At 26.3% G+C, this 15,438-nt stretch carries 14 protein-coding genes; all 14 read left to right on the top strand.

Going from position 1 to position 15,438, the window contains the following annotated elements:
* Window positions 1-108 precede the first annotated feature (108 nt).
* The 14 genes from AAQM_RS10180 (at window position 109) to AAQM_RS10115 (ending at window position 15,433) form a co-directional block, all read left to right on the top strand.
* Entirely contained in the window at window positions 109-1,377 is a 1,269-nt protein-coding gene (locus AAQM_RS10180; RefSeq protein WP_129095717.1) for a nucleotide sugar dehydrogenase, read from the top strand.
* A gap of 3 nt (window positions 1,378-1,380) precedes the next feature.
* Window positions 1,381-2,349, top strand: a complete 969-nt coding sequence (locus AAQM_RS10175) for a Gfo/Idh/MocA family oxidoreductase (protein WP_129095718.1) — start codon at window positions 1,381-1,383, stop codon at window positions 2,347-2,349.
* Window positions 2,350-2,352: 3 nt separating this feature from the next.
* On the top strand, window positions 2,353-2,931 hold the full coding sequence (locus tag AAQM_RS10170) for an acyltransferase (protein ID WP_129095719.1): 579 nt from the start codon (window positions 2,353-2,355) through the stop codon (window positions 2,929-2,931).
* A gap of 2 nt (window positions 2,932-2,933) precedes the next feature.
* Complete coding sequence (locus AAQM_RS10165; RefSeq protein WP_129095720.1) at window positions 2,934-4,025, top strand: DegT/DnrJ/EryC1/StrS family aminotransferase; 1,092 nt, start codon at window positions 2,934-2,936, stop codon at window positions 4,023-4,025.
* A 90-nt stretch (window positions 4,026-4,115) separates the two neighbouring features.
* A complete protein-coding gene (gene rfbF / locus AAQM_RS10160) occupies window positions 4,116-4,889 on the top strand; it encodes a glucose-1-phosphate cytidylyltransferase (RefSeq protein WP_129095721.1) in 774 nt (257 codons plus the stop codon).
* Window positions 4,874-5,986, top strand: a complete 1,113-nt coding sequence (gene rfbG, locus AAQM_RS10155; protein WP_228722694.1) for a CDP-glucose 4,6-dehydratase — start codon at window positions 4,874-4,876, stop codon at window positions 5,984-5,986. Before rfbF ends, rfbG begins: the two co-directional genes overlap by 16 nt.
* A complete protein-coding gene (locus AAQM_RS10150) occupies window positions 5,983-7,734 on the top strand; it encodes a thiamine pyrophosphate-binding protein (protein ID WP_206731599.1) in 1,752 nt (583 codons plus the stop codon). The genes rfbG and AAQM_RS10150 overlap by 4 nt, the downstream gene beginning before the upstream one ends.
* A 79-nt stretch (window positions 7,735-7,813) precedes the next feature.
* Complete coding sequence (locus tag AAQM_RS10145; protein WP_129095722.1) at window positions 7,814-8,851, top strand: NAD-dependent epimerase/dehydratase family protein; 1,038 nt, start codon at window positions 7,814-7,816, stop codon at window positions 8,849-8,851.
* Window positions 8,842-9,771 (top strand): FkbM family methyltransferase, encoded by a 930-nt coding sequence (locus tag AAQM_RS10140; protein ID WP_129095723.1) that lies wholly within the window; start codon window positions 8,842-8,844, stop codon window positions 9,769-9,771. The genes AAQM_RS10145 and AAQM_RS10140 overlap by 10 nt, the downstream gene beginning before the upstream one ends.
* The gene (gene rfbH / locus AAQM_RS10135; RefSeq protein ID WP_129095724.1) at window positions 9,764-11,104 is read left to right on the top strand and encodes a lipopolysaccharide biosynthesis protein RfbH; all 1,341 of its coding nucleotides are present in this window, start codon (window positions 9,764-9,766) and stop codon (window positions 11,102-11,104) included. The genes AAQM_RS10140 and rfbH overlap by 8 nt, the downstream gene beginning before the upstream one ends.
* Complete coding sequence (locus AAQM_RS10130; RefSeq protein WP_129095725.1) at window positions 11,082-11,444, top strand: GtrA family protein; 363 nt, start codon at window positions 11,082-11,084, stop codon at window positions 11,442-11,444. The genes rfbH and AAQM_RS10130 overlap by 23 nt, the downstream gene beginning before the upstream one ends.
* A gap of 9 nt (window positions 11,445-11,453) precedes the next feature.
* Window positions 11,454-12,386 carry a glycosyltransferase family 2 protein gene (locus AAQM_RS10125; RefSeq protein ID WP_129095726.1) on the top strand — a complete coding sequence of 311 codons (933 nt, stop codon included), beginning with the start codon at window positions 11,454-11,456 and terminating at the stop codon, window positions 12,384-12,386.
* Window positions 12,379-14,166, top strand: a complete 1,788-nt coding sequence (locus tag AAQM_RS10120; RefSeq protein ID WP_129095727.1) for a hypothetical protein — start codon at window positions 12,379-12,381, stop codon at window positions 14,164-14,166. The genes AAQM_RS10125 and AAQM_RS10120 overlap by 8 nt, the downstream gene beginning before the upstream one ends.
* Complete coding sequence (locus AAQM_RS10115) at window positions 14,156-15,433, top strand: oligosaccharide flippase family protein (protein ID WP_164967064.1); 1,278 nt, start codon at window positions 14,156-14,158, stop codon at window positions 15,431-15,433. The genes AAQM_RS10120 and AAQM_RS10115 overlap by 11 nt, the downstream gene beginning before the upstream one ends.
* Window positions 15,434-15,438 lie beyond the last annotated feature (5 nt).

Raw genomic sequence — 15,438 nt, 5'->3', positions numbered from 1 at the left:
TTTGAAATTTACTCAAAAAAGAGTACAAAAAGAGTAAAGTAGTTTGGTATAATTTAATCCATAAACATAGAAAACAAATTTTAGATATTACACATCAAGGGGAAGAATTTGAAAGATAAGATATGCGTTATAGGTCTAGGGTATGTAGGGCTTCCTTTAGCTCATGCTTTTAGTGAAAAATATGAAGTAGTTGGATTTGATATTAATAAACCAAGAATAGAAGAACTAAATAGTGGTTTTGATAGAACCTTGGAATTAAATGAAAAACAAGTAAGAGAGTCTATAAAAAATGGAATGAAGTTTACATTAAATGTAGATGATATTAAGGATTGTAATATTTATATAGTTACCGTTCCTACACCTATTGATGATAATAACGAACCTGATTTAACCCCTATTGTAAAATCAACAGAAACAGTTGGAAGAATTTTAAAAAAAGATGATATTGTGATTTATGAGAGTACGGTATATCCAGGTGTTACAGAAGAAGTGTGTGTGCCTATTTTAGAAAGATTTAGTGGATTAAAGTTTAATGAAACATTTTTCTGTGGATATTCTCCTGAAAGAATTAATCCGGGAGATAAAGAACATACAGTTACAAAAATACTTAAAATCACTTCAGGTTCAACTCCCAAAATAGCTAAAAAAGTAGATGATTTATATAAATCAATTATCATCGCAGGTACACACTTAGCTCCTACTATAAAAGTAGCAGAAGCTGCAAAAGTTATAGAAAATACTCAAAGAGATGTAAATATTGCACTTATAAATGAACTTGCAATGATTTTTGATCTTATGAATATCAATACTCATGATGTTATAGAAGCAGCAGCTACAAAATGGAATTTTATTAAACTTACACCTGGACTAGTTGGTGGACACTGTATAGGTGTTGATCCATATTATTTAACTCATAAAGCTCAAAGTTTAGGATACATACCAAATCTTATTCTGGGAGCAAGACAAATAAATAACGGTATGAGTAAGCTTATAGCAGATAAGGCTATTAAAAAAATGGTTAAATTTGATAAAAAACTTAAAAATGCAAATGTGTTGGTATTGGGTGTAACTTTTAAAGAAAATTGTCCTGATATGAGAAATTCAAAAGTACTTGATATAATCAAAGAACTTGAAGAGTATGAGTGTAATGTAGAAGTTTATGATTATTGGGTAGATAGAAGTGATAAAGAGACAAAAAAACTTAACTTTATTGATGAATTACCATTAAATAGTAAAAAATATGATTCTATTATAGTTGCAGTTGGACATGATAAATTTAAGGAAATCACAACTGCAGACTATGAAAATATGTCAAATGGTAAATCAATTATCATCGATGTTAAAGGCATCGTTGAAAATCCAACATGGAGATTATAAAAAATGCCAAACAAAAAAAATTTTGCACTAATAGGTGCTAGTGGATATATAGCACCAAGACATATGAAAGCTATAAAAGAGACAGGAAATGAACTTGTAGCTGCACTAGATCCTTATGATGGAATAGGTATAATGGATAGTAATTTCCCTCAAGCTCATTTTTTTACTGAATTTGAAAGGTTTGATAGATTTGTAGATAAATGGCATAGAGATGGAAATAAAAAAATAGAATATATTGGAATTACAACACCAAACTATTTACATGATTCTCATATAAGATTTGCACTTAAAAATGGTGCTCATGCTATTTGTGAGAAACCATTAGTTTTAAATCCTCATAATATAGACCAATTAAAAATAATAGAAGAAGAAACTGGAAAAAAAGTTTATAATATTTTACAATTAAGACTTCATGATTCTATTATAGCTTTAAAAAATAAAATAGCAAAAGAGTTAGAAAAAAACCCAAATAAAATATATGACATTGATTTGACATATCTTACAAGTAGAGGTAAATGGTATTTTGTTTCTTGGAAAGGGGATGAAAATAAATCAGGTGGAATTGCTTCAAATATAGGTGTTCATTTTTTTGATATGTTATCTTGGATATTTGGCCCTATTGAAGAAAACTTAGTGCATTTAAAGCAAGCAGATGCAAATGCTGGATTTATGAAGTTAAAAAATGCAAATGTTAGATGGTTCTTATCTGTAAATTATGACTATATTCCAGAAGAAATAAAAGCAACAGGTAAAACTACTTTTAGAAGTATAACTGTAGATGGTGAAGAATTTGAATTTAGCGAAGGATTTACAGATTTACATACTAGATCTTATGAACATATTTTAAATGGTGGAGGATTTGGACTTGATGAGGCTAGAAATTCTATAAATATAGTTTCTGTTATTAGAAACCTTCCTGCTCTTGGACTTCAGGGTGAATATCATCCCTTTTGTAAAAAAGTTTTAGGATAAATTATGGCTTCTTATTTTGCTCATAAATCATCGTATGTGGACGATAATGTAATTATTGGTGATGATACAAAAATATGGCATTTTTCACATATTTTAAGTGGCTCAAATATTGGTAATAATTGTTCTTTTGGACAAAATTGTGTAGTTGGTCCAAAAGTAAATATTGGAAATGGTGTTAAAGTTCAAAACAATATCTCAATTTATGAGGGTGTAGAAGTAGAAGATGATGTTTTTTTAGGACCTTCTATGGTTTTTACGAATGTTACAAATCCTAGAGCATTTATAGTTAGACGAGAAGAGTTTAAGAGAACTCTTCTTAAAAAGGGTTGTTCTATTGGTGCAAATGCAACTATCGTTTGTGGTGTAACAATAGGTGAATATGCACTTATTGGTAGTGGAACAGTTGTAAATAAAGATGTAAAACCATATTCTTTGATGGTTGGAGTTCCTGCTCGTCAAATTGGATGGGTTTCAAAAGCTGGAAATACACTAAAATTTGATGAAAATAGTATTGCTATTGATAATTTTGATAATAGCAAATATAAAATAGAAAATGATAATTTAATTTTAATAGAAGAGTAAAAATGAAGATAGATTTCGCAAACTTACAATATCAACATGAACTTTATAAAGAAGAGATAGAAAATGCTATATTACAAGTGGCAAGAAATTGTAACTTTATTATGGGAAATGAAGTACAAGAACTAGAAAAATCACTAGAAGAATTTACAAGTGCAAAATATGCAGTATCTTGTAGTAATGGAACAGATGCTTTGTTACTTGCTATGATGGCACTTGATATAAAACCAGGTGATGAAGTAATAACTACTCCTTTTACTTTTATAGCAACAGCTGAAACAATAGCTTTTTTAGGAGCAACTCCTGTATTTGTTGATATCGATGAAAAAACTTATAATATTGATCCAAATAAAATAGAGGAAAAGATTACACCAAAAACAAAAGCTATTATTCCTGTATCAATTTATGGGCAACCAGCAGATATGGATAAAATAAGTGAAATAGCTAAAAAACATAATCTTAAAGTAATCATTGATGGTGCTCAAAGTTTTGGAAGTACATATAATGGTATTACCGATTCTGCACTTGCAGATATCTCAACTACATCATTTTTCCCAGCTAAACCACTTGGATGTTATGGAGATGGTGGAGCTGTATTTACAAATGATGAAAATTTAGCAAATAAGATGAAAAGCTTAAGACTTCATGGTCAATCGAAAAGGTATCATCATAAATATATAGGTATGGGTGGAAGACTTGATACTATGCAATCAGCTATTTTAAATGTAAAACTAAAATATTATCCAAAAGATTTGGCAAAAAGGGCAGAAGTAGCTTCTAAATATACAAAAGCTTTAGAAAATAAATCAAATATAGTTTTACCTTATGTAGATAAAAAAACTACATCAGCTTGGGCACAATACTCAATAAGAGTAAAAAATAGAGATGAATTACAAGAAAAACTAAAACTTGCTGGAATACCAACTGCAGTACATTATCCTATGCCTTTACATTTACAAGAGTGTTTTATATATCTTGGATATAAAAAAGGTGATTTCCCAATATCAGAAATAGTATCAGAAGAAATCATGAGTTTACCTATGAATCCTTATGTTACGGATGAAGAGATTGAATATATTTGTGAAAATTTGGGCTAAAAGTTATCGTAGTAAATATTAAGTTTGCAGATTTGATTAATTAGAGACGAGTATTAATATATCACTTTAATAAAAAAGGAAAAATTTTAAATGAAAGTAGTATTGTTAGCTGGTGGTTATGGAACAAGACTATCAGAAGAAACTGATATTAGACCAAAACCAATGGTAGAAGTTGGTGGGAAACCAATACTTTGGCATATTATGAAAATTTATTCAAAATATGGATTTAATGATTTTGTTATTCTTCTTGGATACAAAGGTTATTATATAAAAGAATATTTTGCAAACTATTTTTTACATCAAAGTGATGTTACTATTGATATGAAAACAGGAAAAATGGAAGTTTTAAATAACTCTAGTGAACCATGGAAAATAACACTTCTTGATACAGGACTAAATAGTATGACAGGTGGAAGAATAAAAAGAGCCCAAAATTTTATTGGAAATGAGACTTTTATGCTTACTTATGGAGATGGTGTAGCTGATATAAACATAGAAGAGCTTGTTAAATTCCATAAATCACATGGAAAAGCAATAACCATGACTTCTCATCAACCAGATGGAAGATTTGGAGCTATAGAAATAACCATAAATAGCAAAGTAGTAAGTTTTCAAGAGAAACCAAAGGGTGATGGACATTTTATAAATGCAGGATATTTTGTTTGTGAACCAAAAGTGTTTGATTATATAACTGAAGGTGATAAGACAATATTTGAGCAAGCACCACTTAAAGATTTAGCAAAAGATGGAGAAATGTTTACATATAAACATATTGGATTTTGGTCCCCAATGGATAGCTTAAAGGATAAAAATGATTTAAATAAACTTTGGGATAGTGGCAAAGCTCCATGGAAAATTTGGTAATGGAAAATCTTTTTTCTGGTATTTATAAAAATCAAACTGTATTAGTTACAGGACATACTGGATTCAAAGGTTCATGGCTTGTTTATTGGTTAAATCAAATGGGAGCAAAAGTAGTTGGATATTCACTTGAAGCTCCTACAAATCCAAATCATATAGAACTCTTAAATTTAGATATTATTTCAATTATTGGAGATATACGAGATTTGGATAAATTAAATCAAACTTTTGAAGAGTATAAACCAGATATTGTATTTCATCTTGCAGCTCAACCGTTAGTAAGATTATCTTATGAAAATCCAATAGAAACTTATGAAATAAATGTAATAGGAACTTTAAAAGTGTTTGAAGCTTGTAAATATAATAATGTAAAAGCTATTGTAAATATTACAAGTGATAAAGCTTATGAAAATAAAGAATGGATTTGGGGATATAGAGAAAATGACCCTATGGGTGGATATGATCCCTATAGTTCATCTAAAGGATGTGCTGATATCTTAGCTTCTTCATATAGAAATTCATATTTTAATATTAAAGAGTATAAAAAAACTCATAATACTTTACTTTCAACTTGCCGAGCTGGAAATGTAATAGGTGGTGGAGATTGGGCTAAAAATAGACTCATCACAGATATTATGGTTTCTGTATCTCAAGGTAAAAAAGTAAGTATTAGAAATCCTAAAGCAACAAGACCTTGGGAACATGTACTTGAACCTCTAAGTGGATATTTAGCTATAGGGCAAAAACTTCTTGAAGAAAAAATACAATTTTCAGAAGCTTGGAATTTTGGATCTAGTGATGAAGGAAGTATTACCGTAGAAGAAGTTGTTCAAAATGTAAAAAAATATTGGAATAAAATAGATTATGAAATAAATCAAGATTCAACTCAATTTCATGAGGCAAATTTATTAAAACTTGATTGTTCAAAGGCTCATATTCTTTTAAAATGGAAAAATGTTTGGGATAGTCAAACTACATTTAAAAAAACTGTAAATTGGTATAAGGCTTATTATGAAAATAACAAAAAAATATTAACTAAAAGTGATTTAGAAAGTTATATTGCAGATGCAAAATCAAAAAATATAGAATGGGCAGTATGAATATAAAAATTTCAGATTATATAATAGAATTTTTATTAAATAAAAATATTAATAAAACATTTGGATATATTGGAGGAGCGATAGCTCATATTTATCATTCAATTGACAAATATGAAGATATGGAAGTAATAAATTGTATTCATGAACAAGGTGTAGGATTTGCAGCAGAAGGGTATGCAAGAATAACGGGAAAGTCTGGAGTTGGATTCGCTACAAGTGGACCAGGAGCAACAAATTTGATAACCCCTATTGGAAGTTGTTATTTTGATTCAGTTCCAACAATGTTTATTACAGGTCAAGTTAATACTTATGAGTATAAATATGATAAGACTGTACGCCAAATTGGATTTCAAGAAACAGACATTGTAAGTATAATAAAACCAATTGTAAAATATGCAGTAATGATAGATGATGTGAATAATATAAAATATGAACTTGAGAAAGCTTATTATTTATCACAGGAAGGAAGAAAAGGTCCTGTTCTTGTAGATATTCCTATGAATATTCAAAGAAGCCAAGTTGATATAAATTCTTTAGAATCTTTTTTTGACAGTAAAGAATATTTTAAATTAAAAAATAATAAAAAAGAACAAAATGATATTGAAAAAGTTGTAAATTTATTAAAAACATCTGAAAGACCAATTATTTTAGCTGGTGGAGGAGTTAGGCTTTCAAATGCTAATGATGAATTGTTAAATTATGTTAATAAGTATAATATTCCAGTTGTTTACTCTTTAATGGGTAAAGATGCAATAAGTGAAGATTTTAAATATAATTTAGGATTGATTGGTTCATATGGAAATAGATATGGAAATTTAGCTTTAGCAAACAGTGATTTAATACTTGTATTAGGTTCTAGATTAGATACTAGACAGACTGGAACAAGCTTAGATACATTTGCAAGAGAAGCAAAAATAATTCAAGTTGATATTGATAAAAATGAATTAGGTTCTAAAATAAAAGTTGATGTAGAAATAAACTGTAATATTAAAGATTTTATAAATAATTTAAGTCAATACCAAATAGATATTGATATAACAAAATGGTTAAAAAAATTAGAAGAATATAAAAATCAATTTTCTTCTATTGTAGATATAGATAATAATTTAAAAATACCTAATCATGTGATTTCTGTCATTTCTAGTTATTTAATAGATGAAAATATATGTGTAGATGTTGGACAGCATCAAATGTGGACTGCTCAATCACTAAATACTAAAAATTCTCAAAGAGTTTTATTTTCTGGTGGTATGGGTGCAATGGGATTTGCTCTTCCTTCAGCCATTGGTGCTTGTATAGGTTCAAATAAAAGAACTATTGTTATTGCAGGTGATGGAGGTATTCAGATGAATATTCAAGAACTAGAAGTAATAAAAAGAAGAAAATTACCTATAAAAATATTTGTTTTAAATAATAAAAATTTAGGAATGGTAAGACAATTTCAGGAACTTTATTTTGATAAAAAATATCTAGGAACTATTGATGATTATAGTGTTCCAGATTTAGTTGAAATTACAAAAGCATATGGTCTTAAAGCTAGAAAAATTGACGATATAACTAAACTAGAAATTGAACTAAAAGATATATTGTCAAATAATGAGCCAGAGTTAATAAATATTGAATTACCAATTAAAATGACAACTGTAGAACCAAAATTAATAGTAAATAAACCCATTGAAGACATGCATCCATTTATCCCAAAAGATGAATTAGCTTTGCTTATGATCATAAAACCTTTAGAAAATTAAATATAAAGATATTTATAACAGATGTTCAAGTTTTACTAAGTTTATAAAAAAAGTATTTCAATAAAATTATAGGACAAAAATGATATTAGAAGATTTTAATAAAATTATAAATTCATCGATTGATTGGGAACGATTTGCAAATAAAACAGTTTTAGTAACTGGTGCAAATGGTTTTTTACCTGCTTATATGGTAGAAACATTATTACTTTTAAATAATGACATTTTAAAGCATTCTCCTTGCAAAGTAATATCTTTAGTTAGGAATGAAAAGCATACAAAAGAAAGATTTTCAAACTATTTAAGTGATGAGAATTTTAAAATAATAGTTCAAGATGTATCTAATGAAATAAATTTAATTGAAAAAATTGATTATATTGTTCATGCTGCAAGTCCAGCTTCTCCAAAGTATTATAATATTGATCCAGTAGGGGTAATAATGCCAAATATTTTAGGTACAAAAAACACTTTAGATTTAGCTATAGAAAATAAAGTTGAAGGATATCTTTACTTTAGTAGTGGTGAAGTTTATGGGCAATTAAATGATGGGGAAGTTATAAATGAAGATAAATATGGTTATTTAGATCCAACAACAGTTAGAGCTTGTTATGGTGAAAGTAAAAGAATGGGAGAAAATCTTTGTGTAAGTTATGGACATCAGTATAATATTCCTATAAAAATTGTAAGACCATTTCATACTTATGGTCCAGGAATGAAATTAGATGATGGAAGAGTTTTTGCTGATTTTGTAAAAAATATTATTCATAATGAAAATATTGAGATGAAAAGTGATGGAAGTGTTAAAAGGGCATTTTGCTATTTATCTGATGCTACAGTAGCTTTCTTTATGATACTTTTAAATGGTGAAAAAAATAATGCTTATAACATGGCTAATTCTAAATCTATAATATCTATTAGAGAATTAGCACTAGTACTCATAAATATGTTTCCAGAAAAAAAGTTAAAAGCTGTATTTGTTGAACAAAGTAAAAATTATTTGGAAAGTCCAGTAAAAGGAAATAATATTAATATAGATAAACTTGAGAAATTAGGTTGGAAACCGAGTATTTCTATAATAGATGGATTTAGAAAAACAATAAGGAGTTATTTATGGGTATAGAAAAACTAGAAAAAGAGTATTTAAATGGTAAAGTTGATAAAGCTGATTTTATTTCAAGAATGTATAAAGAAAATCATGATAGGTTATTTGAATATGCAGAGTTTATAAAAAGTAGAGACATCCAAAAAATAGAGATAACAGATAATAGTGTAATAATGACTTCTAGAGAACTAGGTATAAAAATAGTTTGTAATAGGTTTGATGAAAGAATAGCACCTATTGAGATTTTAAATTTTAAAAATTATGAAAAAGAAGATTCGAATATGATTTTTAATCTTATAAATGATAATGATACAGTATTTGATATTGGGGGAAATATGGGATGGTATTCTATAGGACTTTATAAGGCTAAAAAAAATATTGATATACATACATTTGAACCAATTCCTTCAACCTATGAAAGTCTAGTAGGAAATGTAAAGATAAATGGTGCAAAGATAAAAATAAATAATTTTGGGTTATCAGATAAAAAACAAGATTTAACTTTTTATTTCCACAAAGAAGGTTCAGTTAATGCATCAGCAGCTATTATGAATGAAGAAAAGGAAAATATTGAAGTAAAATGCCACGTTGATACTATAGATAATTATTTTAAAGAAAATAAATTAACAAAAATTGATTTTATTAAGTGTGATGTTGAAGGTGCTGAATTATTAACTTTTAAAGGTGGTGTTGAAACAATAAGTAATTATAAGCCTATAGTATTTACTGAAATGCTTAGAAAATGGTCTGCAAAGTTTAACTATCATCCAAATGAAATTATTGAATTATTTAAAGATATGGGTTATAGATGTTATTTAGTTATTGGTGATAAATTAAAAGAGATAAAAGTTATGACAGATGAAACTATTGAAACAAATTTTTTCTTTTTACATAATCAAAAGCATTTAAATAAGATCAAGGAATTATTAAATGACTAAACAAGAACAGTTAAAACAAGAGATTTTACAAAAAACAAAAGAATATTATGAATTAATTCATAAACCAGCTCAAGAAAAAAAATTTGTAGATGGTGAAAGTAGAGTAAATTATGCAGGTCGAGTATTTGATGAAATAGAAATGCAATATTTAGTTGATAGTTCACTTGATTTTTGGCTTACATATGGTGATTATTCTAAAAAATTTGAGAAACAATTGTCAAAATATCTTGGTGTTAGATGGGCTTTTTTAGTTAATTCAGGAAGTAGTGCAAATCTTCTTGCCTTTTATGCTTTAACTTCTCCACTACTTAAAGATAGGCAGGTAAAAAGAGGTGATGAAGTTATTACTGTTGCTGCTGGATTCCCAACAACAGTAGCTCCTATTGTTCAATATGGTGCAGTTCCTGTATTTGTAGATATGGATTTAACTCATGCAAATGTCGATGTAACACAACTTGAACTAGCACTTAGTCCTAAAACAAAAGCTATTATGATAGCTCATAGTTTAGGGAATCCATTTAATTTAAGAGCTGTAAAAGAATTTTGTGATAAACATAATCTTTGGTTAATAGAAGATAATTGTGATGCTTTAGGTTCTACTTATGAAGGAAAACCAACTGGAACTTGGGGAGATATAGGTACTAGTTCATTTTATCCACCACATCATATGACTATGGGTGAGGGAGGAGCTACTTATACAGATAATTTACTTCTTAAAAAAATTATGCTTTCAATGAGAGACTGGGGAAGAGATTGTTGGTGTGAAAGTGGAATTGACAATACTTGTGGATGTAGATTCTCTCAAAGCTTTGGTACACTTCCAAAAGGTTATGATCATAAATATGTTTATTCTCATTTTGGATTTAATTTAAAAGTTTCAGATATGCAAGCTGCAATTGGATGTGCTCAACTTGAAAAATTCCCAACATTTGTTGAAAAAAGAAAAGAGAATCGAAAAAAACTATATGATGGATTAAAAGATTTAGAACAATTACATTTAGTAGAGACACAACCAAACTCTGATCCAAGTTGGTTTGGATTTATGATGACTTTAAAAGATGGTGTAAACTTTACGAGAAATGACCTTGTAGAGTATCTTGAAGCAAATAAAATACAAACAAGAAATTTATTTGCTGGAAATATGACGAGACATCCTATGTTTGACCATATGGTTTTAGATCAAGATTATAGAATTGTTGGTGACTTAAAAGTAACAGATAAAATCATGAATGATAGTTTTTGGATAGGATTATATCCTGGTATGAGTGATGATGCGATTAATTATATGATGAAGAAAATTAGAGAGTTTTGTGTTAAAAAAACAAATCATTAATTTTATTTTAGTAGGAATAATAAATACTATATTTGGATACTCTATTTATGCATTATTTATATTTTTTGGGTTTAGTTATATTGTAGCTGTTTTGTTTGCTACAATTTTAGGGATTTTATTTAATTTTAAAACCATAAGTAGGTATGTATTTAAATCAAATGCTAAAAACTTAATTTTTAAATTTATAGTTGTTTATTTTGTATTGTTTATTACAAATATCTTATTAATTAAATTTTTTAAATTATTTAATATAGATGAATATTTTGCTGGTTTTTTGGCAATAATACCAGTTGCTATTCTATCTTTTTTACTTAATAAATTTTTTGTATATAAAAAGTGAGGAAAATTAATGAAAAAAATTAGTGTTGTAACACCTTGTTATAATGAAGAAGATAATATTTATGAATGTGTAAAAGTTATTAAAGAAGTTTTTTCAAACTATAGCAATTATTCATATGAACATATTTTTATAGATAATGCATCAACTGATTCAACAGTTGAAAAATTAAAGGAATTGGCAAAAGAAAATAAAAATATAAAAATAATAGTAAATAGTAGAAATTTTGGTTGGATAAAATCCCCATATTATGGTTTATTACAAGCAAATGGAGATGCTGTTATATTATTTGTAGCAGATATGCAAGATCCAGCCTCTCTTATTCCAGATTTTATTAAAAAATGGGAAGAAGGATATAAGAGTATAGTAGGAATTAAAAAGAATTCAGAAGAAAATAAATTTATGTTTAATGTAAGAAAATTGTATTATAGGTTTGTAAATAAATTATCAAATATAGACTTAATAGATAATTTTACAGGATATGGGTTATATGATAAAAAGATTATTGAAATATTACGAGAAATGGATGAGCCATATCCTTATTTTAGAGGATTGATATCTGAAATAGGTTTGGAAATATTTTTTATAGAATATTCTCAACCTTTGAGATTTAAAGGTATAACAAAAAGTAATTTTTTTACTTTATATGATGTTGCTATGTTGGGAATTACAAGTCACTCTTTAGTTCCTTTGAGGCTTGCGACGATGTTAGGGTTTTCTATTTCAATACTAAGTCTAGTTGTTGCATTTGTTTATTTTATACTAAAAATAATATTTTGGGATACTTTTAGTATGGGAGTTGCACCAATTGTAATTGGACTATTCTTTTTTTCATCTGTTCAGCTTTTTTTTATAGGTATTATTGGAGAATATATTGGTTCTATTCATGCATATAGCAAAAAAAGACCATTAGTGATTGAAAAAGAAAGAGTTAATTTTGAATAAAAAAATAATTATAAATTTATTAAGATTATCAAATTTTCATATATTATTTGTATTTGGATTATTTATATATCTTATTGGAATTTTAATTTTAAATGCAGATAGAGGGTTTGATTTAACTGATGATAGTTATTATATTTTAAATGCAATATATCCTTTTGATGTATTTTCTGTTATTACTCATGAAAATTATTATACAGGATTACTTTTTTATTTAACAGGTTACACTTTATCTATTTTTAGAATATTTGGAATCATTATTTTAGTGTTAGCTAGTTTTTGGTTTGCCGTAGAACTTTATAAATATATAGAAAAAAAATATCAATTAAATTATGATATTTATAATAAGGTGTATTTTGTTTTAATAATATCTCTATCCTCTCTTGCTTATTATATGTGGTGGTTATTAACCCCTTCTTATAATTGGTTTTCATTAGTTGCAATGATATTAATATTAGCTTCAATGTTTCGATGTATAAATAGTATTAATATAATTAGAGGAAAATTATTTAGTTTAGAATATTTTTATGTAGGAGTTTCGTTATCTTTACTTTTTATTGCTAAGCCAACATCTTTGTTAGGATTATTACCTGCATTTTTATTTTTTATTATATTTAATTATAAAAAAATAGATTTCTTTAAAGCTATTGTTTCTATATCTTTTGTTTTTATTTTTATTATCATTTTACATATAATATTTTTTGATGGAGGATTATCTAATTATATAATTAATTTGAAAGAATCAATTGAAAGACTTTCTCTACTTGGAGGAGGTCACACTTTTAAAGATATCTTTATATCTATTTATGAAAATGCAAAAAATATATATTTTCAAATAAATAAATGTTATTTATTTATTTATTTATTGTTTTCATTATTGATCACTAGATATTTTTATTCAAGTAATTTATTTTTAGTAGTTTTAAGTTTTGTTTTTATAAGTTATTTTGCTTATATTTTATATTTACCTGTAATTATTCCTTTTGATGTGCCTAGTAAATTTTATATTACAATATTATTTTTTTCAATATATATTTTTTTAATATATATTTTTAATGAAAATAATATAAAAGAAAAATTTAATATATTTTTTCAAAGTTTTTCAATATTTATTTTTTTATCATATTTAAGTATAGCGGTATCTTTTGGAACAAATAATAATATTTGGTTTCATTCTAATCTATCATATATATTTCCTGTGGCAGGTATAATAAGTTTAGTTTTTATACTTGATAAGTATCATAACATGATTAAAAATTTAAAAATTATTGTAGGAATTGTAATATCTTTATCTATTTATATAATTATAGATAACGCTTATGAAAATCCTTATAGACTTAATACTTCAATTAAAGAACAAATACATAAAATAGATATACTTGGAGGACTAAAAGTAGATGATGAACAGAAGAATTACATAAATCAGTTAAGTAGTATTAAAAATAATTATAGACAGACATATCTAATTGATACTACAGGAGCAACACCAGGTGCAAATATAATATTGGAAGCAAAGTTTTTTCAATTTGCATGGCTTGGAGGTGGATATTCAGGAAGTAATGAATTTGCTTATAGAGTTTTAAGTAGTATTTCTGATTATAAACTTAAAAATGCTTGGATATTAACTGCTCCAGGAGGAATAAGAAGTTTAGACTTAAATTTACTTAATAAATTAGGTTTGAACTTTCCAGAAAATTATGATAAAGTATCGGATTTGTTTCTAAAGTCAAGAAATGAAATACAAGAATTATGGAAACCTAAAGAAACGTTTAATGATAAATAAACTAAAGCCAAAATCAGAATTTAATAGAAATATCCTCACTCTTATGTCAGGAACTACAATAGCACAAGCAATACCTATAGCTATTAGTCCAATACTCACAAGAATATATACACCGAATGATTTTGGTGTTCTTGCATTGTTTTTGGCTATAACTTCCATCTTTGCTAGTATTGCAAATGGAAGATACGAATTAGCTATCATGCTTCCTAAAAAAGATGAGGATGCTATAAATATTTTTGCTTTAGGATTTATAATAAATTGTTTCATCTCTCTATTACTTTTAATTTTGGTTGTAATATTTAATAATTATTTTACAAAATTATTAGGAAATAACGAAATAAGTTTTTGGTTGTATTTTGTACCTATCACAGTGTTTATAGTAGGTTTATTTAATATTTTGAATTATTTTAACACTAGAAAAAAAAACTATAAAGATATAAAAAATGCAACTATTTTAAAATCTATAGTTTTAGCTATAGCTCAACTTTCTCTAGGATTCATAAAATCTGGAGTGAGTGGATTAATATTAGGAAATATAATTTCAAATGGATTTGCAAATATTAAGTTAGCTAAAAATATTTTAAAGAATAAAAGGCTGATATTAAAAATAAAACTAGTAAAAATAATTATTCTTGCTAAAAAATATAAAGATTTTCCAAAATATAATTTGATTTCAGATTTGTCAAATACTTTAACTCTACAAATTCCATTTTTTGTTATACCTAAGGTATTTAATATTACTGTTTCTGGATATTTCTTTTTTGCACAGAAAATGATTTCTATACCAAGTCTTTTAATAGCTAATTCTATATCACAAGTATTTTTTGAAAAAATTTCTGAAAATAATAAAAACAATATTAAGAATATGCCTATATTTTTAAATATATTGAAAAAATTGCTAATGTTATCTTTGCCTATGTCAATATTTATATATTTATTTTCACCAACAATATTTGAAATTATTTTTGGAAAAGAATGGAGAATATCTGGAGAAATAAGTCAGTATTTGGCAATTATATTTTTTTTTACGTTTATTGTATCTACGTTAAGTATCACTTTGGTAAGTTATAATAAACTTAAGTTTCTAGCTATTTGGCAGTATCTTTATTTATTTAGTAGTATTGTTTTTTTCTTTTTAGTATATTATTTAGAATTAGAATTTAATATATTTTTGGAATATTATGTTTTACACCAAGTTGTATTATATTTAATATATTTTTTCATAATATTTTTAGTAGTATATAAAATGGATGAAAGTATTTCGTAATTAGT

This window comes from Arcobacter aquimarinus (genome assembly GCF_013177635.1).
GTDB classification, from domain to species: domain Bacteria; phylum Campylobacterota; class Campylobacteria; order Campylobacterales; family Arcobacteraceae; genus Aliarcobacter; species Aliarcobacter aquimarinus.
This window is presented reverse-complemented; position numbering and strand designations above follow the sequence as displayed.

Excerpts from the sequence above, each read along its gene's own strand:
- AAQM_RS10175 (WP_129095718.1), top strand. The coding sequence starts at position 1,381 with ATGCCAAACAAAAAAAATTTTGCACTAATAGGTGCTAGTGGATATATA.
- AAQM_RS10170 (WP_129095719.1), top strand. The coding sequence starts at position 2,353 with ATGGCTTCTTATTTTGCTCATAAATCATCGTATGTGGACGATAATGTA.
- AAQM_RS10165 (WP_129095720.1), top strand. The coding sequence starts at position 2,934 with ATGAAGATAGATTTCGCAAACTTACAATATCAACATGAACTTTATAAA.
- rfbF (WP_129095721.1), top strand. The coding sequence starts at position 4,116 with ATGAAAGTAGTATTGTTAGCTGGTGGTTATGGAACAAGACTATCAGAA.
- rfbG (WP_228722694.1), top strand. The coding sequence starts at position 4,874 with ATGGAAAATTTGGTAATGGAAAATCTTTTTTCTGGTATTTATAAAAAT.
- AAQM_RS10150 (WP_206731599.1), top strand. The coding sequence starts at position 5,983 with ATGAATATAAAAATTTCAGATTATATAATAGAATTTTTATTAAATAAA.
- AAQM_RS10145 (WP_129095722.1), top strand. The coding sequence starts at position 7,814 with ATGATATTAGAAGATTTTAATAAAATTATAAATTCATCGATTGATTGG.
- AAQM_RS10140 (WP_129095723.1), top strand. The coding sequence starts at position 8,842 with ATGGGTATAGAAAAACTAGAAAAAGAGTATTTAAATGGTAAAGTTGAT.
- rfbH (WP_129095724.1), top strand. The coding sequence starts at position 9,764 with ATGACTAAACAAGAACAGTTAAAACAAGAGATTTTACAAAAAACAAAA.
- AAQM_RS10125 (WP_129095726.1), top strand. The coding sequence starts at position 11,454 with ATGAAAAAAATTAGTGTTGTAACACCTTGTTATAATGAAGAAGATAAT.
- AAQM_RS10115 (WP_164967064.1), top strand. The coding sequence starts at position 14,156 with ATGATAAATAAACTAAAGCCAAAATCAGAATTTAATAGAAATATCCTC.